Annotated in this window: 20 protein-coding genes; 6 read left to right on the top strand and 14 right to left on the bottom strand. The window is 64.1% G+C overall.

Going from position 1 to position 26,952, the window contains the following annotated elements; translation table 11 throughout:
* Positions 1–32: 32 nt before the first annotated feature.
* Positions 33–314 carry a hypothetical protein gene (locus HCU76_RS03120; RefSeq protein ID WP_218508430.1) on the top strand — a complete coding sequence of 94 codons (282 nt, stop codon included), beginning with the start codon at positions 33–35 and terminating at the stop codon, positions 312–314.
* Positions 315–567: 253 nt separating this feature from the next.
* On the opposite strand, the gene HCU76_RS03115 is transcribed toward HCU76_RS03120, so the two are convergent.
* Together HCU76_RS03115 and HCU76_RS03110 are read right to left on the bottom strand one after the other, a co-directional pair.
* Positions 568–1,893, bottom strand: a complete 1,326-nt coding sequence (locus tag HCU76_RS03115; protein WP_213957015.1) for a 3-deoxy-D-manno-octulosonic acid transferase — start codon at positions 1,891–1,893, stop codon at positions 568–570.
* A gap of 28 nt (positions 1,894–1,921) precedes the next feature.
* Positions 1,922–3,304 (bottom strand): phosphomannomutase/phosphoglucomutase, encoded by a 1,383-nt coding sequence (locus HCU76_RS03110; protein WP_213957016.1) that lies wholly within the window; start codon positions 3,302–3,304, stop codon positions 1,922–1,924.
* Between the two features lie 113 nt (positions 3,305–3,417).
* Here HCU76_RS03110 and HCU76_RS03105 point away from each other — a divergent pair, with 113 nt between their 5' ends.
* The 3 genes from HCU76_RS03105 to HCU76_RS03095 are packed head-to-tail and all read left to right on the top strand — an operon-like array spanning position 3,418 to position 6,400.
* Positions 3,418–4,953 carry a DNA-3-methyladenine glycosylase 2 family protein gene (locus HCU76_RS03105; protein WP_218508429.1) on the top strand — a complete coding sequence of 512 codons (1,536 nt, stop codon included), beginning with the start codon at positions 3,418–3,420 and terminating at the stop codon, positions 4,951–4,953.
* An 11-nt stretch (positions 4,954–4,964) separates the two neighbouring features.
* Positions 4,965–5,465 carry a methylated-DNA--[protein]-cysteine S-methyltransferase gene (locus HCU76_RS03100; protein ID WP_213957018.1) on the top strand — a complete coding sequence of 167 codons (501 nt, stop codon included), beginning with the start codon at positions 4,965–4,967 and terminating at the stop codon, positions 5,463–5,465.
* Complete coding sequence (locus tag HCU76_RS03095) at positions 5,462–6,400, top strand: DMT family transporter (RefSeq protein ID WP_345944721.1); 939 nt, start codon at positions 5,462–5,464, stop codon at positions 6,398–6,400. The genes HCU76_RS03100 and HCU76_RS03095 overlap by 4 nt, the downstream gene beginning before the upstream one ends.
* Here HCU76_RS03095 and HCU76_RS03090 read toward each other — a convergent pair.
* Both HCU76_RS03090 and HCU76_RS03085 read right to left on the bottom strand, forming a co-directional pair.
* Complete coding sequence (locus HCU76_RS03090; protein ID WP_213957019.1) at positions 6,372–7,034, bottom strand: DUF1345 domain-containing protein; 663 nt, start codon at positions 7,032–7,034, stop codon at positions 6,372–6,374. The two genes, HCU76_RS03095 and HCU76_RS03090, sit on opposite strands and share 29 nt — an antisense overlap.
* A gap of 91 nt (positions 7,035–7,125) precedes the next feature.
* Positions 7,126–8,535, bottom strand: a complete 1,410-nt coding sequence (locus HCU76_RS03085) for a PLP-dependent aminotransferase family protein (protein WP_213957147.1) — start codon at positions 8,533–8,535, stop codon at positions 7,126–7,128.
* Between the two features lie 100 nt (positions 8,536–8,635).
* On the opposite strand from HCU76_RS03085, the gene HCU76_RS03080 reads away from it, so the two are divergent.
* Both HCU76_RS03080 and HCU76_RS03075 read left to right on the top strand, forming a co-directional pair.
* Positions 8,636–9,340 carry a c-type cytochrome gene (locus tag HCU76_RS03080; protein WP_213957020.1) on the top strand — a complete coding sequence of 235 codons (705 nt, stop codon included), beginning with the start codon at positions 8,636–8,638 and terminating at the stop codon, positions 9,338–9,340.
* Positions 9,340–10,617: a cytochrome c gene (locus tag HCU76_RS03075; protein ID WP_213957021.1), complete on the top strand. Its 1,278-nt coding sequence runs from the start codon at positions 9,340–9,342 to the stop codon at positions 10,615–10,617. Before HCU76_RS03080 ends, HCU76_RS03075 begins: the two co-directional genes overlap by 1 nt.
* On the opposite strand, the gene HCU76_RS03070 is transcribed toward HCU76_RS03075, so the two are convergent.
* The 10 genes from HCU76_RS03070 to tssF form a co-directional block, all read right to left on the bottom strand.
* Positions 10,607–12,124, bottom strand: a complete 1,518-nt coding sequence (locus tag HCU76_RS03070; protein ID WP_213957022.1) for a hypothetical protein — start codon at positions 12,122–12,124, stop codon at positions 10,607–10,609. The two genes, HCU76_RS03075 and HCU76_RS03070, sit on opposite strands and share 11 nt — an antisense overlap.
* A gap of 32 nt (positions 12,125–12,156) precedes the next feature.
* Entirely contained in the window at positions 12,157–12,423 is a 267-nt protein-coding gene (locus HCU76_RS03065; RefSeq protein ID WP_213957023.1) for a PAAR domain-containing protein, read from the bottom strand.
* A 230-nt stretch (positions 12,424–12,653) separates the two neighbouring features.
* The gene (locus HCU76_RS03060; protein WP_213957024.1) at positions 12,654–13,277 is read right to left on the bottom strand and encodes a hypothetical protein; all 624 of its coding nucleotides are present in this window, start codon (positions 13,275–13,277) and stop codon (positions 12,654–12,656) included.
* A 659-nt stretch (positions 13,278–13,936) separates the two neighbouring features.
* On the bottom strand, positions 13,937–14,659 hold the full coding sequence (locus tag HCU76_RS03055; protein ID WP_213957025.1) for a putative type VI secretion system effector: 723 nt from the start codon (positions 14,657–14,659) through the stop codon (positions 13,937–13,939).
* The gene (locus tag HCU76_RS03050; RefSeq protein WP_218508428.1) at positions 14,656–17,361 is read right to left on the bottom strand and encodes a T6SS effector BTH_I2691 family protein; all 2,706 of its coding nucleotides are present in this window, start codon (positions 17,359–17,361) and stop codon (positions 14,656–14,658) included. Before HCU76_RS03050 ends, HCU76_RS03055 begins: the two co-directional genes overlap by 4 nt.
* A gap of 10 nt (positions 17,362–17,371) precedes the next feature.
* Complete coding sequence (locus tag HCU76_RS03045; protein ID WP_256353969.1) at positions 17,372–18,367, bottom strand: DUF4123 domain-containing protein; 996 nt, start codon at positions 18,365–18,367, stop codon at positions 17,372–17,374.
* A gap of 5 nt (positions 18,368–18,372) precedes the next feature.
* Positions 18,373–21,222 (bottom strand): type VI secretion system Vgr family protein, encoded by a 2,850-nt coding sequence (locus tag HCU76_RS03040; RefSeq protein ID WP_213957028.1) that lies wholly within the window; start codon positions 21,220–21,222, stop codon positions 18,373–18,375.
* Positions 21,223–21,285: 63 nt separating this feature from the next.
* On the bottom strand, positions 21,286–24,006 hold the full coding sequence (gene tssH, locus HCU76_RS03035) for a type VI secretion system ATPase TssH (RefSeq protein ID WP_218508427.1): 2,721 nt from the start codon (positions 24,004–24,006) through the stop codon (positions 21,286–21,288).
* 21 nt (positions 24,007–24,027) lie between these two features.
* The gene (gene tssG, locus HCU76_RS03030) at positions 24,028–25,146 is read right to left on the bottom strand and encodes a type VI secretion system baseplate subunit TssG (protein ID WP_218508426.1); all 1,119 of its coding nucleotides are present in this window, start codon (positions 25,144–25,146) and stop codon (positions 24,028–24,030) included.
* On the bottom strand, positions 25,110–26,951 hold the full coding sequence (gene tssF / locus HCU76_RS03025) for a type VI secretion system baseplate subunit TssF (RefSeq protein ID WP_218508425.1): 1,842 nt from the start codon (positions 26,949–26,951) through the stop codon (positions 25,110–25,112). Before tssF ends, tssG begins: the two co-directional genes overlap by 37 nt.
* Position 26,952 lies beyond the last annotated feature (1 nt).

Here is a 26,952-nt window from a genome sequence, read left to right as displayed (position 1 = left end):
TCGCGGATCCAATCCAGTGCGGGGACATCGCAATGCGCCCGCATCGTTCAAAGGATCGACACTACCCCGCGAAGACGGCCTTCGTCCGCGAGCAACTGCGCGGCGGGCGCAGGGCCTCGGAGCTCGCGAACCAGTTGTACCGGGAGGGTACCCACTCGATCCAGATCGTCCTGATCTTTCACCAGGCCACCGGCGCCAGCATCGCCGATCTCACGGCGTTCGGCCGCTGGTGGGGCCGCAGTGGCGTCACCGACGCCCATGCCTTCGATGAATGGGCCAGGGAGGTCTTCGGTGATCCTCCGCGCCTGCGGTAGCCAGCCGCTGGGCGCCGTGCAGGCCAGTCATTCATCCGGGAAAGCAAAAGAGTCCTGCTCCCGCGTGGCATGGGACCCAGCAGGGCGGCTACGTCGTGTGGCGGCAGATGATGCCTTCGCCGGAGTTCCGGCCGCGCAGCATCTTCGCGACCCGCAAGCTGAACGAGGAGCAGGCGGTGCTCGGCAGTACTACCCCCGCCTCCGCTATTCGAGCCGCAGCGACTTCGAGAAGCTGGGCTGCGAGAAGCGGTAGCTACGGCCCGGTCGGCTCGGCGATGGCCAGCACGGCCTGGGCAGTGCGCTGCGCGGCGCCGCGATTGGAGGATGAGAACGCCTGCGCGGCCTCCACCATCGCCGCATGGCGCGCAGGGTTGCCCACCAGCGCCAGCGCGGCCTTCACGGCCTGCTCCATGTCGTTGACGCGCAGCGATGCACCGGCCGCCAGCGACAGTTCCGCCGCCTCGGCGAAGTTGAAGGTCGACGGGCCCATCACGACCGGGCAACCGCAGGCAGCCGCCTCGATCAGGTTCTGCCCGCCGAGCGGCTCGAAGCTGCCGCCGAGCAATGCGACATGGGCCAGGCCGTAGTACAGCGCCATCTCGCCGAGCGAGTCGCCAAGCCAGATTTCCGCATCGCCCTGGTCCTGGTCCACCGCGCTGCGGCGCGCCACCGCAAAGCCATTCGCCTCGACCAGCGCAGCCACTTCGTTGAAGCGCTGCGGATGCCGCGGCACGATCATCCATTGCACGTCGTGTACGCGCTTGGCGATGGAATTGATGGCCGTGTGCGCAACCGGCACCGGCGCGGCGGCGCCAAAGCGCTTCAGCACCTCGAGCAGTTGCTGCTCCTCACCGTCGCGCGAACTGGCGAACACGATGACCGGCTTGGGCAGCGTGGCCCGCAGGCTGGCCGCTGTGGCGAGCTGGCGCGGTTCAGGCGCGGCATCGAACTTCATGTTGCCGAAGATGCCCGACACCTTGGCGCCCAGCGACACCAGCCGATGCGAGTCGGCCTCGGTCTGCGCCCACACCGCCCTGAGCGACGAATAGGCCGGCCGCGCCAGCCAGCCCAGGCGCTCGGCTGACGCCAGCGACTTGGCATTGAGCCGCGCATTGGCCAGCACCAGCGGGATGCCGCGCTCGGCGCAGGCGGCCGTCATCTCGGGCCAGACCTCGGTCTCCATCAACACGCCGATGCGGGGCGAGAAGCGGTCCAGGAAGCGCGCCACCGCCGCGGGCGTGTCCCAGGGCTGCCAGACCTGGACATCGCCCGGCTGCAGCAGCTTGGCGCCCTCCTCGCGGCCCGTGGCGGTGCCATGTGTCAACAGCAGGCGAATGCCGGGCGCCTGCCGCCGCAGTTCCTCGATCAGGATGCCCGCTGCGCGCGCCTCGCCGAGCGAGACCGCATGGATCCAGCACCAGTCGGTGCCGCCAGGCGTGGTGGGGTAGTGGCCGAAGCGTTCCTCCACCGCGACCCCATAGCCGGGTTCGGCCACGGCGCGACGGCGCAGCTTGCGGCGCAGCAATGGCTGGATCAGCCTGGTAACAACGCCATAAAGGCGCAGGGACAACGAACGCACGTGATTCTTTTTCTCTTGTTCGCCGCGATCAGTGGGCAGCTTCGGCCAGCTTGGCGTCGGGCTTGACGGTCTTGAGCAAGGTCAGCATCGTGTCCTGGATGCGATGCAGCGCTGCATCGGTCTGGCCCTCGAAGCGCATCACCAGCACCGGCGTGGTGTTGGACGCACGGATCAGGCCGAAGCCATCGGGCCAGTCGACGCGCAAGCCGTCGATGGTCGAGACCTTCGCGGGTGCGTCGAAGCGTGCAGTGCTCACCAGCGTATCGACCAGGCCATGCGGCTCGCCTTCGGCACAGGCCACGTTGAGTTCGGGCGTCGAGAAGCTGGTCGGCAGGCCGTTGAGCACGACGTTCGCATCGGGGCTCTTGCTGAGGATCTCCAGCAGGCGGCAACCCGCGTAGGTGCCATCGTCGAAGCCGAACCAGCGCTCCTTGAAGAAAATGTGGCCGCTCATCTCGCCACCGAGCGGCGAGTCGACTTCCTTCATCTTCGCCTTGATGAGCGAATGGCCGGTCTTGAAGATCATGGCCACGCCGCCGGCCGCTTCGATGGCCGGGCCGAGGCGCTGCGAGCACTTCACGTCGTAGATGATGGTGCCGCCCGGCACGCGCGAGAGCACGTCCTGCGCGAACAGCTGCATCTGGCGATCGGGGAAGATGTTCTGGCCGTCCTTGGTGACGATGCCGAGGCGGTCGCCATCGCCATCGAAGGCCAGCCCCAGTTCGGCATCTCCGGCCTTCAACGCGGCCATCAGGTCACGCAGGTTCTCGGGCTTGCTCGGGTCCGGGTGGTGGTTGGGGAAGTTGCCGTCGACTTCGCTGAAAAGCTCGGTCACTTCGCAGCCGAGCGCACGGAAGATGGCCGGCGCCGATGCACCTGCGATGCCGTTGCCCGAATCGACCACGATCTTCATCGGCCGCGCGAGCTTGATGTCGCCGACGATGCGCTGCACATAGGCCGGCAGCACATCGACTTCGCGCACGCTGCCGCCCGGCGCCAGCGTGGCGCTGCCGGCTTCCATCGTGCGGCGCAGGCCCTGGATCTCGTCGCCGTAGATGGCACGGCCGGCGAGGATCATCTTGAAGCCGTTGTAGTCCTTCGGGTTGTGGCTGCCCGTGACCTGGATGCCGCTGGTGCAGAGCGTGTGCGCGGCGAAGTAGAGGATGGGCGTGGTGACGGCGCCGACGTCGATCACCTCGACGCCGGTGGCCACCAGGCCGCGGATGAGTGCGGCGCTCAAGGAAGGGCCCGACAGGCGGCCATCGCGGCCCACGGCCACAGCCTTCTCGCCGGCTGCGCGCGCCGCGCTGCCGAAGGCACGGCCAAGGGCTTCGGCCACGTCCACGTCGAGCGTGCTGGGCACGACCCCACGGATGTCATAGGCCTTGAAAATCGTAGCGCTGAGTTGCATGAAGGAGTCCCTGGCTGGTCTGAAAAAAGCGAACGGCATTGTAGGCCGGAGGTTTGCGGGGATGATGTCCGGAAACGGCTATTCCCAGAGTGGGAGAGCCGTATGATTCCCCTATGTCGAACCTTTCCGCGCCCACCCTGGAGAGCGATGCCTGCTACCTTGCGATGAAGACGCACGATGCACGCTTCGACGGGACATTTTTCACGGCTGTGACATCTACCGGCATCTACTGCCGGCCGGTGTGCCGCGTGAAACTGCCGCGGCGCGAGAACTGCCTGTTCTTCCGGCATGCGGCGCAGTGCGAGGCCGAGGGCTTTCGGCCCTGCCTGCGCTGCCGGCCCGAACTGGCGCCGCGTGCCGCAAGCTGGTCCACCGAGGACGCCTCCCGCATCCTCGCGTTGCAGGCCGCCCGCTTGATCGACGAGCCCGATGCATGGGCCGAAGATGGCCCCGGCGCGGCACAGATCGCCATGCGGCTCGGCGTGAGCGACCGGCACCTGCGGCGCATCTTCGAGGCGCAGTTCGGCGTGTCGCCGCTGCAGTACCTGCAGACGCGTCGGCTGCTCGCGGCCAAGCAGCTGATCGCCGACACGCGGCTGCCGATGACCCAGGTGGCGCTGGCCAGCGGCTTTGCCAGCGTGCGACGCTTCAACGCGGCATTCCTCGCGCACTACAAGCTCAACCCGAGCGCATTGCGGCGCGCGGGCGGAAGCCGCGAGGGCCGGCCGATCGAGGTGCGGCTCGGCTACCGGCCACCGTATGACGCCGGGGCCATGCTCGGCTTCTTCGAGCGTCGCGCATTGGGCGAAGTCGAGACTGTCGTCGCTGGCACCCTCGCGCGGACGCTGCGCATCTCGCAGGCTGGACGCACGCACGGCGGCTGGCTGCAATTGCGTTTCGATGCCGAGCGCGAGCTGGTGCTGCTGTCGGTGAGCGATTCATTGGCGGCGGTGCTGCCGGTGGTCATCAGCCGGGTCCGGGGCATGCTCGACCTGGACGCCGACCCAATCGCCATCAACGCTGCCCTGCACGCGCACTTTCCGCAAGGCGACGGGCTGCGCGTACCCGGCACGCTCGACGGCTTCGAACTCGCAGTGCGCGCCGTGCTGGGCCAGCAGATCACCGTCGCGGCGGCGCGCACGATGGGCACGCGGCTGGTCGCGGCTTTCGGCGAGCCCATCGATACGCCGGTCAAGGGACTGGGCCGCTTGTTCCCGACACCGGCTGCCATTGCCGCCGCCAGCGGCGACGCGCTGGGGCAGCTTGGCATCGTGAAGCAGCGCCAGGCCGCGCTGCAGGCGTTGGCGCGCGAAGTGGCCGATGGCCGGCTTGCATTGCATGCCGGCGCCGACGTGCCAGCCACGTTGGCCGCGTTGCAAGCCCTGCCCGGCATCGGCGACTGGACGGCACAGTACATCGCCATGCGCGCGCTGCGCTGGCCCGACGCCTTTCCTGCCGGCGACGTGGCCTTGCAGAAGGCGCTTGGCGTGACCGGCGCCAAGGCGGCGCACGAAGCCTCGCTGGGTTGGCGGCCGTGGCGCAGTTACGCGGTGCTGCGCGCGTGGCACTCGCCGCCCTCACCCCCGGACGCACAGGCCCATCCATCGACGATCACGGCCGCTCGCACGACAACGAGCGCCATCGACTGAACAGAACCATCATGAAATTCAAGCATCCCTCGGCCATCCACTGCACCCACATCGACAGCCCGCTGGGGACCATCACGCTGGCCGCGACCGACGCCGGGCTTGCGGGCTTCTGGTTCGACGGCCAGAAGCACATGCACGACATGAGCGGCTGGCAGACCGATGACGACCATCCCGTCCTGCGAGAAGCGGCGCTGCAGGTGCACGACTATTTCGCCGGTCGTCGAAAGGACTTCGACCTGCCGCTCGACCTCTCGCACGGCACCGACTTCCAGCAGGCCGTGTGGAAAGCGCTCTGCACCATCGCGCCCGGCACGACCACCACCTACGGCGCGCTGGGCGCGGGCATCGGCAGGCCGACGGCGGTTCGCGCGGTCGGCGCGGCGGTCGGGCGGAATCCGATCAGCGTGATCGTGCCGTGCCATCGCGTCCTGGGCGCCGATGGCGGGCTGACCGGCTACGCAGGATCGCTCGAACGCAAGAGCGCATTGCTGGCGCTGGAGGGCGCCTTGTGAGCCAACCCGTCGTGCATTCGCGCCGCTGGCTGGTCGACCTCGTCCTGCTTGGCGCACTGTGGGGTGCGTCCTTCCTCTTCATGCGCATCGGCGCGGCGGAGTTCGGTGCGCTACCGACGGCCGCGGTGCGCGTCGGCATCGCCACGCTGTTCCTGCTGCCCTGCCTCTTCTTCGCGCGTCAAGGCGCGGCGCTGGCGCAGCACTGGAAGCCGATCCTGCTCATCGGCGTGGCGAACTCCGGCCTGCCTTTCGCGCTGTTCTGCTTTGCCCTGCTCACCTTGAGCAGCGGACTGGCCGCGGTGCTCAACGCCACGGTGCCGATGTTCGGCGCGCTGGTCGCGTGGGCCTGGTTCCGCGACCGGCCGGACAACTCGCGGCTGGTCGGGCTGGTGATCGGCTTCGTCGGCGTGGCCTTGCTGGCGAGCCACAGCACCACGCCGCACGCCGGTGCCCAAGAGGGCTCGGGCGGCGCGCAACTCCTCGGCGTGCTGGCCTGCCTGGGCGCGTGCCTGAGCTACGGCATCTCGGCCAGCGCCACGCGGCGCTACCTCGTCGGCATTCCGTCGCTGGCGACGGCCGCCGGCAGCCAGGTCGGCGCGACGCTGTTCCTCGTCCTGCCGGCCATCTGGCTCTGGCCGACGCAGATGCCGAGCCTGCATGCATGGCTGGCGCTCACGGCGCTGGGCATCTTCTGCACCGGCGTGGCCTACATCCTGTTCTTTCGCCTGATCGCCCTGGCCGGGCCGGCGCGCGCACTGACCGTGACCTTCCTGGTGCCGGTGTTCGCGGTGTTCTACGGGGCGGTGTTCCTCGACGAGCCGATCACGATGTGGATGCTGATGTGCGCGGCGGTGATCGTCTGCGGCGTGGCGCTGTCGACCGGGATCGTGAAGCTGCCGATCGGCGCTACTGGATGGCGCCGGCAACCACGTTGATGCTGAGCGCCAGCACCAGCATGTTGAAGCCGAAGGACAGCACGCTGTGGATCAGCGTGATGCGGCGCATCTCCGCCGAGTTGATCTGGACGTCCGACACCTGCGAGGTCATGCCGATCACGTACGAGTAGTAGACGAAGTCGGCGTAGTCGGGCGGCGCAGTGCCGGGGAAGTCGAGGCCGTGGTCGTCCTTGGCACGGCTCATCTTCTGCAGGTAGTAGCTGTGCGCGTAGTGGAAGGCGTAGACGGTGTGGATCATGAGCCACGAAAGGGCCAACGCCACCAGCGCCAGCAGGATGTGCGCGGCGCGCACCGGCCCCGCGAGCAGCTTGACCTGCTGCAGCAGCATCGCGATGGCCACCATGCTGACGGTGACCGCCGTCAGCATGATCACCAGCAGCACCAGGTTGGGCTGGTCCATCTCCTGTGCGCGCTGCCGCGTCTGCTCCGCATCGAAGGTGTGAGCCAGCCACCACGCCAGGCACAGGTACACCGCGACGCCGACGCTCCAGCCGAGCAGCCCGCGACCCATGCCGTTCAGCAGCGGCCACGGGATCAGGCCCACCACGACGCCGACAGCACCGCCGTAGATCAGTCGTTGCGGGCCGGTGGTCGTCGAAAGGTGTTTGCGCATGCGGCCGACTGTAGCGCCGCCCTTGCACGCCTGCGTGCTGGGGCTTGTTCACACGACGAACGGAGTCGCTCGTCACCAGTGCGAACCGGTCCTACCCGGCCAGGCGGCCCAGCGTCTCCAGCGCGCGTTCGCTTCGCGCGTCCCATGCGTGGCCGTAGTTGAGGCGCAGGTGGTTGCCGAAACCGCGCGTGGCCGAGAAGACCGGGCCCGGCGCCACGCTGATGCCTTGCGCGAGTGCGCGTCGATGCAGGTCGAGCGCGTCGACATGCTTCGGAAGCTCCAGCCACAGGAAGTAGCCGCCGAGCGGGCGCGTCGCGCGCGTGCCCTCCGGGAAGTAGTGGCCGACCGCCTGCGCGAAAGTCGCCTGTTGGGTTGCCAGCGTCTGCCGCAGGTTGCGCAGGTGCTTGTCGAAGCCGCCGCGTTCCAGGTAGGTTGCGAGCGCGAGTTGCGTCGGCACCGCGGTGTTCAGCGTGCTCGTCAGCTTGCGGCGCGCCACGTTGCGGGTGAAACGCCCCGGCGCCGCCCAGCCGATGCGGTAGCCCGGCGCCAGGCTCTTCGAGAAGGACGAGCAGTGCAGCACCAGGCCTTCGGTGTCGAAGGCCTTGGCCGGCGCGGGTTGCCTGTCGCCGAAATACAGCTCGGCGTAGACATCGTCTTCGATCAGTGGCACCTGATGGCGTGTGAGCAGTTCGACCAGCGCCTTCTTCTTGGCCGCCGGCATGAGGCTGCCGAGCGGATTCTGGAACGTGGTCATGAGCCAGCACGCGCTCGGCTTGTGCCGCACAAGCGCTTGCTCCAGCGCGCCCAGCTCGATGCCTTCGCGCGGATGCGTCGGCACTTCGATCGCCCGCAGGCCCATGCGCTCGAGCGCCTGCAAGGCAGCGTAGAAGGTCGGCGATTCGACGATCACCGAATCGCCGGGTTGCGTGACCGCGCCGAGGCACAGGTTGAGCGCCTCCAGCGCGCCATTGGTGATGACGATCTCGTCGGCCGGCACGTTGACGCCGTTGGCCAGGTAGCGCAGTGCGATCTGCCGGCGCAGCGCGGCGCTGCCGGGCGTGAGGTCGTCCACCGTGCTCCATGGGTCCAGCTTCTTCGCGCTGGCCGCGAGGATCTGGCCCAGCCGCGGCAAGGGAAACAGCAGCGGGCTCGGAAAGGCGGAGCCGAAGGGCACCACCTCGCGCGTCATGCTGGCTTCGAGGATGCTGAAGACGTGCTCGCTTACATCCAGCGCCACCGATTCGCCATCGGGCTGCGATGTGAGTTCCGTCTCCGGCGGCGCCGCGCGCGGCCCACCCTCCGCCACGTAGTAGCCCGACCGGTCCCTGGCGCGGATCAGGCCGCGCGCCTCCAGCAGGTAGTACGCCTGGAACACCGTCGACGCGCTGACACCGCGGCTTTCTCCCGTGCGCCGGACCGATGGGATGCGGTCGCCAACCCGCAGCGTGCCACTGCGGATCGACGCTTCGATATCGGCGGCGAGAGCTTCGTAGCGCTTGATCGGCGGTGTAGCGTCCATGGTCGCCCGACTCTATCTGCTACGCACGATCAAGCTGAAACTGCATCTGTTCTTTTGGGTCGGTTCGCGTCACAGTCGTGCCATGTCAAAACGCTTGTGCTGGGTTGTTGCGTTCTTCCTCGGTGGGCTCCTGGCGGCTCCCTCGATGGCGGCGGCGCCTGAGGACACCATCGCGCAGCGCGTGGCCGCCTGCATCGCCTGCCACGGCCGCGAAGGCGCGACCACCGGTGCCGGCTACTTTCCGCGCCTGTCGGGCAAGCCGGCCGGCTACCTCTACAACCAGTTGCGCAGCTTCCGCGATGGCCGCCGATTCAACAGCGACATGGTGTGGATGGTGAGGCACCTGTCGGACGACTACCTGCGCGAGATGGCCGAGTACTTCGCCGGACTCGACCTGCCCTACCCGCCCGTCCCGCAGACCACCGACGCCAGCGATGCCACCTTGAAGCGCGGCCGGCAGCTTGCCCTGGAAGGCGACGCCACACGCGGCATCCCGGCCTGCGTGCAATGCCACGGCGCCACGCTCACCGGCGTGCAACCGGCCATCCCCGCGCTGGTCGGCCTGCCGCGCCTGTATGTGTCGTCACAACTCGGCGCGTGGCTCACACAGGACCGGCATGCCTTGGCGCCCGATTGCATGGCCGAGATCGGCCGCAAGATGACGACCGCCGACATCAACGCGGTGGCAAGCTGGATCGCACTGCAACCGATGCCGGCCAATACCAAGGCCGCAGCCTCCTTGCCCGCGCCGTTGCCGTTGAAATGCGGCGGGATGGAGGCGAAGTGATGCGACGCCTTGCATCGATCCTTCTGACGCTTCTCTTGCTGCTCGCCGTGCTTGCTGCCATGGTGTGGCAGCTGAACCTTCGCGGCGAAGACCCGCTGCCCGATCCAGCCGTGGCGTTCACCCCCACGCCACAACAGGTCGAACGCGGCCGCTACCTCGCATTGGCCGGCAACTGCGCCGGCTGCCACACCACGCGCGGCGGCGTACCGTACGCGGGCGGGGTTGCCATCGACACGCCGTTCGGCTCGGTCTATTCCACCAACCTCACGCCCGACAAGACGCACGGCATCGGCGACTGGAGCGCCGCCCATTTCTGGCGCGCGATGCACAACGGCCGGTCGAAGGATGGACGCCTGCTGTACCCGGCGTTTCCGTACCCGAACTTCACCAAGGTCACGCGAGAAGATTCCGATGCGATCTACGCGTATCTCCAGCAAGGCGTGGCCGCATCACCGCGCCCCAACGACGCACATCGGCTGCGCTTCCCCTACGACACGCAGCTGGCACTCGCCGTGTGGCGCGCGCTGTCATTCACGCCCGAGCCCTTCGTCGCCGATGCCTCGAAGCCCGCGGAGTGGAACCGCGGCGCCTACCTGGTCGATGGGCTGGCCCACTGCATCGCCTGCCATGGGGCGCGCAACGTGCTCGGCGCGACGGAGCAGGAGCGCGGCCTTTCCGGCGGGTCGGTTCCGGTCGAGAACTGGTATGCGCCATCACTCACCTCCTCGCGCGAGGCCGGTCTTTCCGAATGGGACGCGGAGCAGATCGTCGCGCTGCTGCGGACGGGAAGGTCCACGCACGGCTCTGTCATGGGACCGATGGCCGATGTGGTCTACCGCAGCACCCAGCACTTGAACGAGGCCGACCTGCATGCGATGGCTGCGTACCTGAAAGCGCTGCCGAGCCCGACGGGTTCTGCAACGCCCGCCCCATCGAAGGCGATCCGCCGCGACCCCGGCGTGATCGCCGCCGGCCAGAAAATCTTCGACCAGCGCTGCGCGTACTGCCACGGCGACAAGGGCGAAGGCGCACCCGGCGCCTACCCACCGCTGGCGGGCAATCGCGCCGTGCTGATGGACTCGCCGGTCAACCTGATCCAGATCGTGCGGCACGGCGGCTTCCTGCCTTCGACCGCAGGCAACCCGCGCCCCTATGGCATGCCGCCCTTCCGCCAGGCGCTGGACGACACTGAAGTGATCGCGGTGTTGAGCTACATCCGCGGCGCCTGGGGGAACAACGCCGAGCCGCTGTCCGCGCAGGACGTGCTCAGGCGCTGACCGGTTTCTCTGCGCTCTCTGCGGGCGGGATGGGCATGCCGACCAGCACCGCGCCGCGCGCGAAGGCATCGGAGACCGAGGCGACCATCACGTGCGTCTGGTGCTCCTTCGCGAGATGACATGCCAGCGCCAGCCCGACGAAGTCGCTCGCCGCGCCCATGTGCGCGCAGGTGGTGCCGGTCGACAGGTTGTTCTCGTCGAAGCTCACATGCGGCAAGCGGTCCTGCAGCAGCTTCGCGACTTCGGTGACGCGCGATGCACGATGGTCGGCATCGCTCACCACCCATTCGATGGCGGTGACTTCCAGTGCGGATGCTTCGGCCAATCGCCCCGCGAGCGCGCCGAGCATGGTGGCGCGCGACACGGTCGAGGCGTCCGCCGATGATTCGAGCTGCCCGAACGCGGGCCGCGCGACCTGCGCCGCGTCCGCGCTGGCAAAGCGCACATCCTTCGCGCCGGTCAGCAGCAGGCCTGCGCTGGCCTCACCCGGCATGAGCCCATTACGGCGTGTCGTCGAAAACAACAAGCCACGCGCATCCCACTGGGCAACGCACGAATCTGAAATCGCCGACTCGCTCGCCATCACGATCCACAGCGCCGGCTTCTGCGATTCGCGATTCAGCGCGAGGCTGACGCGGTCCAGCAATGTCCAGCCCGTCGTGCCCGCCTCGCTGCGGACGTAGTCGACTGTCCATTCGTGCGTCGGGTCTTCGCTGCGGCAGGTGTGCTGCGACCATTGGGCTGCAAGCAGGCGCTCCTGCTCCGACCACCCGCCCGGCAGCAGCAATGAGATGCGTAGCAGCGGCTCTTCGGGGACGTCGCGCTGCCTTGCCGTGCTGTTGTCGGAAGCGGGCGTTGGCGGCGCCGCTGCGAGCATGGCTTCGTCCGCTCGAGGCAGCAAGTCGGCCAGCGTCTCGCGCATCGACTGCATCGCACGCAGCCGGTCATCCGGCAGCATCGACACATCGATTCCGGCGGACATCGACAGGGGCATCTCGGCCAGTTCGTCGCGCGGTTCATCATCCACTTCGAGCTCCGCAATGCGCGCAGCGAAGATCGGAAAGCCCGCATCGTTCTTCAACTCGGGGTCTGGCTTGGCCCCTTTCCCTTCCGCGACCGCCGCGGCCAGCTCCTCCACCGAGGCACCGCCGGGCGTGCGCAGGCTGGACGCCAACACGCTCAGACAAAACCGGGCCTCATCGGCATCCGTCTTGTGTTGGCCGCCGCCGGGTGCAGTGCCGCCACGGAAACCACCCGTCGAGCCCTGGCCTTTCGCAGCAGCGGCCTGCGATGCCGGGTTCGCTGCGTCGCCCGCCAGGCTCGCACGCGCCTTGCTCACACCCCACACGGCCATCACCAACGCGAGCGGCGCCGCCAGGAGCCACACCACCACGTCGCCCGTGCTCGGCATACGCGCAGTCGACTGCCAGTAGACGTACACCAGCCCCCAGACGAGGGCGAACACCGCCATCACCAGCAGCGCCGGTTTGATCAATCGCGAGAACATGAAAGTAGAAAAGAAACGCGCGCGTGACGGCGCTATTCGGAAGAAGAGTCGAACTGACTGGCCAGCAACAGCGAGCCGCAAGCGGTCGTGTCATGGTGACGCGCCACCCGCCGCCCATCGATCTCGACATAGGGGCTTGCCGTCACGATCGGGTTGATCCCGTGCCCCGGAATCGGACACTTCACTAGGTCCCCGATTCGCGCCACGCGCTTCTCGTCGGTGAATGTGTTTTCGGATGCGGTGATGACGACACCGCCATGGTTGGTCTTGTCGCCCAACAGGATGAATGGTCTGTCCATTTATTGTTCACTCCCTTGACTGTCTGATTGGCCGGCGCCGCAATGCTCGCGGCGTCTGTGCGTGGACGGTGCATGCAGCCTGCTGATGGTAGCTGCGAATAAGGTAAGGGAAGGCAGCGAGTAGCCCGCAATGCTTCAAACGGTGAGGCGTCTTCGGCACTCAGCCACAGTCTTGAAGAGAACCGCAGGGCCTCGTCAAGATGGCTGAGTCCAAGGTTCTCATGGCGCAATCATCTTGCGGATGCCATCATCCGACGCAACTTAGCCAACGGCTTGGCCCAGCACTGTTCAATCGGTTTGCACCCGGAATTGCGCCCAAGCAAGATTTGAACAGCAACCGTCTTTGCAGGGGAGGTCAGAACGACGGAGTAGCACTGACCACCATATGGGCTGTGGACACCTGCCTCAGAAGACCAACCGCAAAGCGGAAATGCCTCAAAAGCAGTCCAGTCACCAAGTCGGGTTTGCTGAACACTTTCAGTTGGATCACTGATTCTGATTTGGCCAGTCGCCGAGTCCATCCAGTAGGTATCAGCACTTTGGGCAGTAGCGCAAAGGTGAATGCCGCCCATACAAACTGATCCCCCATCTGAATGTGTTCCGCCAACAGGCTTGCTTTTAATCAAAGAAAACGTGATCCGCGTCGGTGCTCCCTTCTCTCCGGCAACGACACTCGTCGCCGCATCCAACTCTCCTACAACTAGTGCGCGATACATATCCGTCGGGAGTCGGATGGCAATGTCTTCGACACTGGCCATGTTCTCTGAACTAGTTGCCGCAAACGCTTGAAATGGTGCACCGGCAATCAGCAGCGCACAACATCCGAATCGAATGAAAAATTGCTTACTCGTCATCGCCGAGGATCCCGTATGCGCGGACTGTGTGAAACACCCGGTTATCTAGTGCAGTTGTCCCCCCATTGATGCCTCGAGTAACCGCAATGTCAGCGTTCGCGATTCCTCGGCGCCTTGACCGAAGAAATGAGACATCTGTTGAGTGCTTCCCGCGATGAGGTATTTCCTCAACACTTGATTGACGAACTGGCGATAGCGTTCGCGGACAACATGACTCAGTGCATCTGGCGCGCTCTCAGTCTTTTTTTGCGATCCGGCGCTGATATGTGCTTGGATATACCCTTTCAAGCTCCTCGGTGCTCAACCACCCGCATCTCCTGAACTGCCCGATGAACTCCCTCGGGTGCCAGTGCCATTGGGCATCTTTGTACGACTGCTGCGGCAATCCATCGAAGGTGAGACTGCCTCCAAGTGAGTCTACAACCGCTCCCACGCATCTGAGCTCTTCTTGAAGGCATCCAACTCCTTCGCAAAACCATAGCGCACTTCGATCGTTGCCTTGTCCCATTCCTTCGGAAACTTGGCGACGCTGCGACGTAGTTTTTTCAGGACATCAGGCCTGCCCAGGCGCTTCGTCAGTTCCTCGGGTTCACACGCTTCTCAACAGACGCGGAAATGAAGCCGTGGTTAACTCCATATTTTCGAGGGCGACATAATTGTCAATAACGAAAAAAGAACAAGCCATACTCACCCGGATCATCCTGCCTACGTTTGGCCTTAGATGAGCTCACGAGATCGACATTATTTGGATCTGGCAAGTCGAGAGTGACAAAGATTTTTTGAGCCAATCGAACGAAGGGCGTCCATCTACGGCATAGGCTGAAAGTCATGAGGCCAAAAAATGCGTAGGAAGCTAAAACGACATAGTGAAAACCGGTAAGCATTACCGCAAAATAACGGTCCGCGCTCACCGTAGAAAAAACAAAAATTGCCATCATCACCGAAAAACAAGTTGCGATGATCAGCCACCACTTCAAGGCATTTCGGATATGTTTTGCCATGCCCCGCGAGCAATGCGGGTACAGCGCAATGATGCGATCATCTGGCCGGGCAATCCCTGCCGTTTCATAATGGTCTCCCCGCCACTCGGCCGCGACCTCGACCTGATCGCCCTCCTTGAACGGGCTTCGCCATACCCACCCTTTCACCGGTCTGTCGTCCAGATCAAATTCCAAGTAGTCTGCCGCTTCCTCTACGCTGGCAGCGCTTGAGGCACTAGCGATTGCAGCCCCACTCAGCCCCGCGATTCCTGCTGCAATCGCTACCACACCCAATTTTGTTCGATCAGCGCCCGTGAAAACAAAGCTGGCTTCGGCGCGGGTGGCCTTATAGTTCCTGATTTCGCCCGAAAGTTTTTTTAGGCCGTTTGGATGTCCGCTCATTGGAGTCCCATTTCAATCAGCGCCTTTTTCATCTTTTCGTCTTGCTCCTTGGCCGTCTTATATCCTCCCGTTGATCGCTTTTTTCCAAACGCGGAATGATCAATCCAGTCTTCGATCGCGTTAGGCGAGATCCACCAAATGACAACTTGAACGCCGAGCATCCCCACAGTAATCCACCCCCCTGCGGCCATCCCTAAAATTCGCAGTCCGATAATCGCAGCTGCTCGCGCGCCGACCGCTTCGATGGCGGCACCTGCTGCGGCACGCCCGGTCAGTCGGGCAACAAGGGGCGCCGCATAGGTAAAGGTAACGGCGAATGTTAGTGCACCATTGGCAACACCTAAACCACCCTTGAGGGCGTAGAGCCAGTAGAGATTGCCGTAGCCTTTAGCGTCAGCCTGTTTCGAATCCTCAAAGTCAAGATAGACGCCAACCCACGCAGCTCCTCCACTTAGTACGCCGCCCCAGCCCTTCACCACTTGATACCCCCAAGTTTCTGCGCCCATTCCCGGCATATTCTTTATCGGCACTGTCGCAATGTCCATTAATGCACTCCCAATAGACATACCTGAGGCGAGCAAACTCAGCCAGCTCTTCATGTCGTTCTTGGTCTTGCTCTCGATCAGCAGCTTGCTAAAGTTCACACCCTCGATGAGCATTACCACCATTGCTAGCCGTGCGTCCTTGATTGCTTGCGGCGCTTTGACGTCATCAGAGACCTTGAACTTGGCCCATGCGGTTCTCAGACCCTCTGTCTGTTGCGTATGAATTTCACGCGTATCAAGTTTCATGAAGGTCTTGGTCGCTTGCAGACGGCGCAAGGTTTGTGCACGGCCAATTTTCTCTGCCGCGACTTGTTTGGCAATCAAATCCTCCGACTCCATCGGGTTCACAAAAGCGCGAACACTGAAGATATGCTGGATTATTTTCTCGCTCGCATAGTCACCTAATTTGTCGACCCGAAAATGCTTGAAAATAAAGTCACCTACAGTGATTGCAAATTTGTCGGCGCCGTGTACGTTTACTTTATTTATCGAGGCACCAAACGCAGAAGATGTTCCCGTAGCAGCCTTGACGTTAGCATCGAAAACGCTTTGCGCCTTCTTGTACGTATCTGCGATCGATTTCATGAACTTTGCTGAATAGCCGATCCAAGTGAGTGTGCTTGCCAGCGTCTGCTCTGACTTATGGTGTACAGCTTCGTTCAGCTTCTCGTCGAGTTCTTCGCGTGCATGCATCTGGTTGAGAGCAACAACCCTCCAAAGCAGATTCGACTCGACCGTAGCCTTGCACTCCTTCACCCAAGTCTCGATCTTTTGCGCCCCCGACCGGCACGAGCCTATACCCCATATCGCCTCGGCAACCTGCTCCCCAAAAACCATGCCGTCGAGCAAGTTGTGACCATCGAAGTCGTTGAACGTGTCCAACAATAGCTGCGCCTCAAGCCAACGAATGAGTGGTATCGTGCGTTGATCGACGATAAAAGCGGCCGCGGCATGGAACTCCGCCAATTTTTTCTCTACACGTTCGCTCTCGTCCGTATCGATACGTTCTCGATAAGGTGGCCACGCCTTACCCGCCAAGCTTTTGCCAAATTCTTCGGATAGTCGAGGAGCGCCAGCGGAAATTTTGCTATTGAGAATGCGAACTTGATCCAATTGTTTTCGTAGATATTCGTCGTCCGGTGAAGTCCTTGACTTTTCTTCGAGTTCCCGCTGCGCAGACTGCAAGGGTCCATCCTGCGCGCCGCGCAGAACGTGCTCTTCTCCTCGTGAAAATGCTTGATTTTCTAGAGCGTTTCGCAGGCCCTTGTAGTTGTTGAGCGCTGCAATTTGTAATTCACGCTCGTCCCCATACTTCTTGATCCATCCGGCCGCGTCGTTTCGGTAGCCATTGAGTTCGTGCGCGATACCGATAGCGTCCCACATTGCGAGGACGTGAGGCTCGCTGGGTTTTCCCGCCCCCTTGTTTCGGCATACCATGTGTACGATAGTGCCCTCGGCCATTCCGGTCCTCAGATGCCAAGGGTAGCGAGTGCTCATTCGATGTAGATCCATAGTGGAGTAGCTACCGTTCTCCTCGCTAAGATCGCTGACTTTTCTGTCGAATGGCAACGACCCTGTGGGCGCGACCGAGGCATATTCGAGGATGTCCTCCAGCGTAGCTTGAGTGGCAATCGCGCCATGCGAATGCTTGACGCCTGCGGCCATCTGAGCTGGATGAATAGTTTGCATGCGCTTGTTGCGCAGCTTGCTATTGCGTTCATATCCTTGAACGGTTTCCTTGCTCCACTTGTGTTCGCTATAGGCAATCCAAGTCGGTCCACATTTCTCGGGTTCCGAGATCACGATGTAGTGCACTTGCGTGTTGAGCGCGTGGCGTGAGCATGCCAATGCCGGCGTGCTTTGAGGCCAAGCGGCCGCGGGGCTAGGCTGAATGGTGAAGCAGCCGTCCTCGCCCACAGCGTAACACTCCCATTTGTTGGAGCCTTCTTTGTTTGTTTCGTAAAAGATATACAGAAATCCAGTACGCATCGTGCGCAGAGCGTATTGAAACTCGCTGCCCAGTGCGACCTCTTTGACTCTCTGTCCACTGGCCCATCCAGGCAATCCAGGTTTGACGTCTTTCGGAACAACGGTGTAGCGCACCGGCATGATCGGCAGACCCTTCGAAGCGCATTGATCGCACGCAAGCTTCACCATACTTCCCCCTTCACATTTCTTTTACTGTGTTCGGCCATCCTGCGGTGTAGTCACTCGCGAGGACATCGTTTGCCGCGCATTCGCGCGCGATCCTGATCCAACTTTCTGTGCTCACGCAATCGATTAATTGCGTGAAATAGTCCCCGGACTCCCGCTGTTCGAGCAATCTCTCAATATCTGGATGCGAGTCGAAACTGGGGTGGACCGCGAATGCGCAGTGGGCGTACGACGCAAGGTCGCTTACGCTGCTGAAGCCTGTCGCCATCGCCCGGCGTACCGCAGCGAGAGCGCCTGCAAAAATGGATTCAAACCGTTCGCCCGACGTGTGGGCCTGCGTCCATTCGCGGAGTGCCAAATTCAGCGGCGCGATGGAATCCACGTCCCGCCACAAGGCGTCCGTGAGAGTGAGCTGCCCGGCGTCGCCGGCAGGAACCGTGGTGTCGGTTCGGATCGGCGTTAGACGCCCGATGGGGTCGAGTATCCAGAATGTATCGATTGGCCCTAACAGTGCACGACGCTGTTCTGGGGAGAGAAACTTCCATAGCCACCATAGAACGGCCGGGTCATGTATACGGAGCCAAATCGATCCAACTCCAGGACGGTGCTGCAACATCGCGTTGCGCAAATGCCTTGCAACCTGCGTGGCGGACGAATCGCTCGTCAACCATCCGCCGATTCGACGCCCCGCACCGGACTGGAGCGCATCGGCCTGCAATTCTTCGCAGGCCTCTGCGACGCTGTGTGCAAGGAGTTCACTGCCGGCAAACCTGCCGGTGTCAAAACCCACCAAGACCGGCCAATGCGTCGGATCAACATTCGGCTCGAGCCGCACCGGAGTTTGCGAGTGCTCCAGATAGTCCGATGCAATGGCGTCCGCATCAGTGATTGGACGCAGCACGGAGTCCAAAATCAGAAAGCAGTTCGGTGCATGGGGCAAACCTAGCTGTCGATGCAGCTCATGCGAGATATGCCTTGCGACGGCCTCGACGGTGATTGATGACTCCATCTCGATCAACCAAGTGCCACAGTCGCGCTTTGTGACGCGGCGGCTGCTATGGAGCTTGGTGCACAGCCCTTGTATGTCGCGCCGTCCACCGAATTGCTTGCCCTATCCCCCATCGAACTCACCATCGAATGCATCCCATGAAACATCACCCTCCCAGGCGCATGAATCTTGATGCTGCTCCCCTCCAGCTTCACGTACGCCCCGCCCACCGTCAGCAGCACATGCGTCGGCGCCTCCACCTCGATCTCCTTCGTCACGCTCGCGATCGTCACCTTCTTGTCCGCCGCGATCTTCGTGGCGCCGCTCTGGCTTTGCAGCTTCACCTTGCCGCTGGCCGCATGCAGGCTGATACCGCGCTCGGTGTTGGGCTCTTCCGCCTTGGCCTTGGTGCCGACCGTGTACAGGCTCACGCCCTTGGCCACGGCAATGGCCGCCTGGCCTTGCGCCATCAGGTCGATGTCTTCGTTGGCGACGATCGTGCTGGTCTGCCCGCTCACAATCACCGCCTCCTTGGGCGTGGCGATGCCGATGCCCATCGGCGCCGTGAGTTGCAGGTGCGGTTCGCTCCACGCGGTCACGGTGCCCTGGCCGCCACCGGTGGCCTTGATATCGCCGTCGTCATCGCTTCCACCCGCGCCTGAGCCGCCCTCTGTCGTCCCCAGCACCTTCGCCACGTGCTTGAGCCCTTCCATCGGCTCCAGCTTGTCGGGCTTGGCCTCGCCCTTGAGCATGGCCTTCTGGGTCTGCGCGCTTTCCGCCAGTGACTCGGCGAGTTCTCGTGCCTGCGTGGTCTGGTTCTGCGCCTCTCGACTGGCCATGAAGGGACCGGTCGCGTTCGGTTGCGCATGGGCGCTGACCAGCAAGCCGGAGCCGGCCCGGATCGCGCCCTGGGCGGTGGTGGCCAGTTCCGCCCCGTGGCCGCGGTCCTTGCCGCGCTGGTTGTCGTTCTGTTGCTTGTGGTGGCCCAGGTGCAGCCGGCTGGAGGCTTGCGTGGTGGCCAGTGCCAGTCGGCTTTGCTGCGGGGTGTCGTCGAAGACGAGTTGGTTGTAGCCGCCGGTGCCGCTCTGGCTGGCGCGCATCTCCTGGGTCTTGATGCCGCTGTAGACGGCGTTGTGGGCGTGCTCGCCCTCCTGGCCGGCGAACCAGGCGGGCGCATTGCCGGTGGCGTTGGCCGCGCCGAGCTGCTTCCGGTTGTACTGGGCATCGGGCTCGCCCTGGCCGTTGTACAGGGCCGCGACAACGACGGGGCGGTCGATGTCGCCGTGCAGGTAGTCGACCAGCACTTCCTGTGCGGTGCGTGGCGCACCCGCCTGGCCCCAGTTGGTGCCGGCCATCGCGGTGGCCACGCGCACCCAGGCGCCGAGTTGGTGGGCGGCGGGGGCGTTGTTGTCGCCGGCCGGATGCGCAAGGCGGCTGCTGGAGCCGCCGCCGCGCTGCCAGTGGAACTGGACCTTGATGCGGTGGTCCCTGTCCGTGTGGATGACATCGCCCGCACCGATGACGATGGCGCTCTGGCTGCCCTGGATGGTGGGCTTGGGGTGGATTGCGCGGCCCTTGCCGTCCAGGGTGAGCGGGCGGTACGGGATCGCGGCGCGCACGGCGCTGAAGTGGTTGCGGTAGTGGGGGACGGCTTCGCTGGCGTTGCCCTTGTTGGACTTTCCAGCCTTGTTGCCTTTGCCGTCGTCCGCAACGACCGGTAAGTCCTGCGCCAGGTCGGGCGCACCCAGCTCCTCGTTGGCTGCACGCTGGAGGTCCTCATCGAGGTTGTTGCGCGCAACGTGGCGCACGGTCAGGACGGCGAAGCGCCGGTCTTCCGCGCCGTCACGGTCATGCACCGGGTGCTGGGTCAGCGTGAAGGTGCTGGCCGGGCTCAGTGTGCGGGCGGTGCCTTCTCCCTCGAAGGCCTTGTTGCGCAGTTCCAGTGCTTCGATGGCGTTGCGCAAAAGGCGCGCACCCTGCGCGCTGGTCTCCCACGCGTAGTGCCCCGGGTCGTCGGCACGGTGCAGGGTGCGGTGGCGCAGGCTGTTGGTGTGGTTGCTGGCTTCCTGCAGAGGCCGCGGGCTGACGGACTTGTAGTCCCAGCTCACCTGGCTCAGGCTGTTGGTTTGCAGTTGTCGGCGTGCGTGCCATTGCTGAATGCTGTCCTCGGCCTCGCTGGCATCGGCGCGGTGGAAGCGGATCTCCGCTTGCGCGTTGGGCTTGAACGCACCGGCGTGGTCGGCGATGACCATGGTGTGCTGGCCCAGGCTCTCACCACTGGCGGACTGGTGTTCGAACCAGTAGAACAGGCCCTCTTCGGCCAGTAGACGAGTCACGAAAGCCAGGTCGCTTTCGTTGTACTGGGTGGTGATGCCACGCTGCGGGTAGACGCTGCGGTCGGCGATGTCCCAGCGCCATTGGGGGCTGAGCTTGCCCTGGGTCTGGTAGTCCGCGAAGACGGCCTCGACGATGTCGAAGACGGCCTTGTCCTGGAACAGATAGCTGTCTTGCCGCCACTGCAGGAAGCTGAACCAGGGTTCGATGACCAGGCGGTAGCGGGCGAAACCGCCATTGCTGGAGATCAGTTGAGCTTCGGTGACATGACCGTGGAAGGGTCGCAGTTCAGTGCGGCTTTGCGCCGTCTGCAGGTCGAGGCGAACAGCCTGGCCGATCAGGCTCTTGAGAGGGATGTGCGCATCATCGGAGAGCGTGCTCAGTTCAAGGCGGAAGCCACCGGCATCGATGGACTCCTCCCCATCGAGCGCCTCTGCCAGCAGGCGGTTGGCGCCGAGCGGCGTGTGCAGCACCAGCAGGCGGTGGCGTTGCTCGAAGCCTGCGCGCAGCAGGTTGCCGACTTGCAATGGACTGACGGACATTTTTGTTCTCTCCCTGTTCACTCATCACTCTTCACCGACGGCCCCTCGGCCGTCAAGACGGGCTCACGTGATCCTGTATTTGAAGTCGCCGTTCTTCGCCGAGCCGACCTTGATCTTGCCGATCTGCGCTTCGTCCGCCATGCGTGCAAGCACGGCCTCGGCAATCTCGGGAAGCAAGGTGCCGTTGAGGATGTGATCGACGTTGCGCGCACCCGAATCCACCTCCGTGCAACGCGCCAGCACCGCATCGACCAGCGACGCGTCCCATTCGAAAACCGCCTTGTGGTTGACCGCGATGCGGTCGCGGATGCGGCCGAGCTTCAGCTCGATGATCTGCACCAGCACCTCGTCCGTGATCGGATAGAAAGGCGCCACTTTCAGCCGACCCAGGAAGGCCGGCTTGAAGGACTTCATCAGCGCCGGGCGCAGTGCCTCCGCGAGCACATCGGGCGCGGGCAGTTCGTCACCGGACTTGTTCAGGCAGGCCTGCATGATCTGCGGCGAGCCGATGTTCGACGTGAGGATGATCAGCGTGTTCCGGAAGTCGATCTCGCGGCCTTCGGCGTCGTCCATCATCCCCTTGTCGAAGGCTTGGAAGAACATCTCCATCACATCGGGATGCGCCTTCTCGACCTCGTCGAGCAGCACCACGCTGTAGGGCGCGCGGCGCACCGCTTCGGTCAGCACGCCGCCCTCGCCGTAGCCCACGTACCCGGGCGGCGAACCCTTGAGCCCCGACACGCTGTGCGCCTCCTGGTACTCGCTCATGTTGATGGTGATCAGTTTCTTCTCGCCGCCATAGAGGATGTCGGCCAGGGCCAATGCCGTCTCGGTCTTGCCGACGCCGGACGGGCCGACGAACATGAACACGCCGCGCGGCTTGTTCGGATCTTCGAGTCGGGCGCTCGCCGTTCGCACGCGCTGGGCTACCGCCGCCAGCGCATGGTCCTGCCCGATGACGCGCTCGGCAAGCAGCTTGTCGAGCTTGCGCACGGTGCGGATCTCATCCTTCACCATGCGGCCGAGCGGAATGCCGGTCCAGGCCGAGACGATCTCCGCGACCACATGCCCGTCAACTTGCAAGGGCACCATCGGCGTCTCACCTTGCAACGCGCGAAGTTCGGCGAGCAATGCATCCAACTCACTCGGCGCTGCGCCAACTGCGGCCTTCTTGCCCCGAGCGGAAGACTTGGGCGTCGCCGCCTTTTCAGGCGCCTTGTCATCCGCCTCCCCGGGCGCGGACACGACAGGCGCGGCCTCCCGCTCCGCGCGCAAGGCCCTGATGCGCTCGACCAGTTCGCCTTCCTTCTTGAGCTTGGCCTCGTACTCCACCAACGATGCCTGCACAGCTGCCTTCTGCTCAGCCAGTTCAGCCAGCCGCGCCTCATGCCGGCCGCCCGCCAGCGTGTCGCGCTGGAGCGCAGCCGCCTCGGCATCGAGCCGATCGATAGCCTTGCGCACTTCCTCGATCAACGCCGGCGTCGCGCTCTGCCCCAGCGCTACTTTGGCGCAAGCCGTGTCGAGCACACCAACCGCCTTGTCCGGCAACTGCCGACCGCTGATGTAGCGATGCGACAGGCGCACCGCCTCGGTGATGGCCTCGTCCAGCACGCGAATGTTGAAGTGCTTTTCCATCAGCGGCACGATGCCGCGCAGCATCGCGGAGGCCAGCGATTCGCTCGGCTCCTCGACCTTCACCACCTGAAATCGACGTGCCAGCGCCGCGTCCTTCTCGAAGTATTTCTTGTACTCGCCCCAGGTGGTCGCAGCGATGGTGCGCAGCTCGCCGCGCGCCAGCGCCGGCTTCAGCAGGTTGGCCGCATCGTTCTGGCCAGCCTGCCCGCCCGCGCCGATCATGGTGTGCGCCTCGTCAATGAACAAGATGATCGGATGCGGGCTCTTCTTGACCTCGGCAATGACGTTCTTCAGGCGGTTCTCGAACTCCCCCTTCACGCTCGCACCGGCCTGCAGCAAGCCCATGTCGAGCGTGTGCACTTCCACGCCGTGCAGCACCTTCGGCACGTCGTTCGCGGCGATTCGCAGCGCCAGCCCCTCGACCACCGCGGTCTTGCCGACGCCGGCCTCGCCGGTCAGGATGGGGTTGTTCTGCCGGCGCCGCATGAGGATGTCGATGACCTGGCGGATCTCGGCATCCCGGCCGATCACCGGGTCGAGCGCACCATCACGCGCGCGCTGCGTGAGGTTGGTGGTGAACTGGTCGAGTGCCGGCGTCTTGCCCTGCACCACGCCCGCTTCAGCCCCGGATGCCGGCGCGTCCACCGACGAACGGGCAGCACTGGCATAGGCAGACTCATCGGAGCCGTCCGTGAGCTTGTCGAAATCGTGCTTCAGGTCTTCCAGGCGGATCCTGGCGAACAGCGGCGACCCGCGCTGCGCAAGCTGCGACAAGTCGGGCTCGGTCAGCAACGCAAGCAGCAAGTGTCCGGAGCGGATCGCCGTGACATGGGCATCGAGCGAGGCCAGCAGCCACGCGTGCTGGAACAGCTTCTGCAGGTACGTCGAAAACACCGGCGTCCGCGTGTTCCCGTTCTTGAACGCGCCGATCTCCCGCTCCAGGTCGGACTGCAGCGCAGTCGCGCTGATTCGGTTGGCACGCAGCACGCGCGCGATATCGTTGCCCGGCTGCTCCAGGAGCGCAAGAAACAGATGCTCCAGGTCGACCTCATAGTGCCCTCGCGAGAGACACAGGTTGGCCGCACGTTCGGTCGCGGCACGCGCGGAAGGGTTGAGCTTGGTGATCAGCGTCTTGAGTGATGTGCTCATTGCTTTTTTTCTTCTGGAAGTTCAGTTATTCAATGGATGCAGTTCGTACGAGGTGTCGCTGCGGTCCTGCGGTGCGGCGCGCGTGGTGAGGAAGCTGTCCCAGCCAAGATGGCTGCCCAGCGGCTCGTCGAGCGTCACCGAGCGCACTTCCTCCTTGGCCAGGATCAGTCGCACCTCGTATTCGACGGTGACGCCCGCCAGCAGGCCGAGCATCTTTTCCAGCGCCTTTGCATGCGCTTTTCCGGGAAAGAAATCGCGAAACTGCGTGCGCTTGAGCGGCCCGATCCACAGCCGGATGCGCAGGTCGCGCTGCCAGACGCGCACGCCCGCCAGCGCCGTGTGCCCCAGTTGGATGTTGTTGCCCCCAAGTTGCGACATCTGCGATCTCGGTACGTCGTACCACTTGCCAAGGAACTGCTCCACGCGGATCCGGCTCTTGAAGTAGTCCGACAGCACCCGTTGCAGGAACACTGCCGACATCGGCCGGTGCTGCACCGCGGCCGCGTAGCCAGCGACGCTCTCGTCGAACACCCGGCCGTCGCCCTCCTGCAATGGCTGGCGCTGCGCCTTGTGTTCCAGGCCTGACAACGACAGCAATGCCGGCAGGTAGGCGCGTGTGCGCTCGTGCTCATAGTGCAGCGGCAGCCGGTACTTGCGCCAGGCCGCGTAGAACAGCGCGGCGGCGCGGTTGGTGAAGATGTCGAGAAACGCCCGCGCCGCGCTGTCGCGCTGGTTCTGCTCGCGCCGCTGCAGGATCTCGGTGTAGGCAATGGGCAGCGCGCCAGACGCTCCCAGCATGCCGAAGAACGCCGGCGTGATCTCGACCTTGTCGATGGCGTCGGAATCCGGGTGGGGCAGGCTCGCCCAGTCGCTGCCGGACACCGCCTCGCCTGCGGCATTGCGCAGTTGCAGGGCTTCGATCTCGCTGGGCGGAAAGCCCAGGTTCAGCGAGCTCCGGAAGCGCATGCGCTGCGGCACCATGCGCTCGCCGGGCACGAGTCGCTGATGCACGTCGCGCTCCTGTCGCCGAAGCATCGCCAGCTCGAGAAGCCGCACCGCCTGGAAGAACTCGAAGCGGTAGGGCTCGCGCGCGAGCTGCTCGATTACAGCAGGATCGAATCGCCGCTGCGTGGCTTGCATCGCACGAGCTCCTCGTTGTCGCGGGACGACAGGATCACCAGCTGGGTGAAGCTGTTCAGGTGCACGTAGAGCCCGAAGAAGTGGTCCAGCACGCGCGCGAATGCCTGAAGGCTGCTGCCCACGAATCCAGCCTCGTCGACCGTGATATGCACTTCGATACCGCGCACGAAGGTCGCGAAGGGCTTGCCCGGCAGCCACTGCGTGGCGGGCCGCTGCTCGATGGCAACCAGCGCCTCGATCTGCCGGCTCGACACCGCCGTGCGGCCCTGGTCATAGAGGCGCAGCATTTCCTTGAGCGCCGGCAGGCCGCTGCCGACCAGCGACAAGTGGTTGAGCGACAGGTGCGAGATCAGCCGCCAATGCGCCGACTTGCCCCGCGCCACGCGCTGCGTGCGGGTCGGCCGACGCAACAGGCGTATGCCCTGCGCGACCGTGTTGCCGTCGACGAACAGATCCCCGCCAGGAAGCCCGATCGCCATGGCGTTGGACACATCCCGGTTGGTGCAGGTGATGTCAATACTGAGCGTCTCCGTCACCGGCGCGGCGGGGTCGAAGTCGATGTCGACGATGGAAATCTCGGTCTCGTAGCCGGGACTCTTGCTGGCCACCAGTTCGTTGCGACGGGCGAACCAGTAGTGCTCCGATTCCTTGGGCTGTTCGCCGTGGTGCAGCGAATAGAACGGGCGGAACTCGACAAAGGTCTTGCCCCCCGGTGTTTCCTTGACGATCGTGACCGAGTCGATGCTGTAGACCTCGTAGGCCGAGGCATGCTTGGCATCGCCCAGCACCGGATAGGCCGCCGCCGTGTGCGTGATGCGGATCGGGTTCGCGGCCTGCTTGAACAAGTTGACGACCGGCGTGCAACCCAGCCGCAAGTTCCGACTCGATACGCCCTCCAACAGCCGCGACACCGGCGAATCGGCGCGCAGGTGGCGCATTACCCAATGCAGTGTCAGCGTGCGGCAAGGCCCGACGGCCTCCAGCGCCTTGCCTAGGTCGATGTCCAGGAAGTTGAACTTCTCCGGAAAGGCGAAGTACTCGCTCAGCAAGCGGTAGGCCGGGTGCGAGCGCGCGGGCAGTTCGATGAGCGCATCGGCCTCGTCGAAGCCGACCTCGTGCAACAACTCTCCCATCACCGGCGTCCACTTGCCACTGCGATTCGGCTCCACAAACACTGCGGCAGTCTTCAGGAACATCGCGTCGGCCAGCGCCATGGCGAGCGATGGCTCGGCATCGATGAACACGCGCAGGCGATCGAGTCCCAGCTTCTGCAGCGAGGTCTGTTGACCCAGCAACTCGATCGTGACCGACAGGCTTGCGGTCGCGTTCTTCGGCAGCGTCACATGCAAGGGCGGGTTGACGACCGAATGGAAGACCGCATCTGCGATCTGCACCGGCGCCAGCGTCACGTCGTAGGCCGTGCGAAAGCAGCAGGTGACACCCTGCATCGGGCGCGACTTGAGGACAGCGCCACGCTCCACCGTCACCCCTGTGCTCAACTTCGCGACCGCTTCGCTGCCGTCGAATTGCGCGATCGAACACGACGGAAACGCACGCAGGTAGTGCGGATACAGGATCTCGAGCAGCGCCTCGGTGAACTCGGGATAGTCGTCGTCGAGCTTCTTGCTGATGCGCGAGGTCAGCAGCGCGAAGGACTGGATCATCCGCTCGACGTGCGGGTCTTCGCTGTTGTCCGAAGCCATCGCGAGGCGTGCCGCGATCTTCGGATAGTTGTTCGCGAACTCCTGCGAGTAACCGCGCAGGAACGCAAGCTCGCGCTCGTAGAACGGCAGTAACTCTTCCATG

The sequence above is a fragment of the Variovorax sp. dw_308 genome (genome assembly GCF_019207085.1).
Lineage (GTDB): Bacteria > Pseudomonadota > Gammaproteobacteria > Burkholderiales > Burkholderiaceae_C > Variovorax.
Note: the sequence above shows the minus strand (reverse complement) of the source record. Positions and strands in the feature narration are given on the sequence as shown.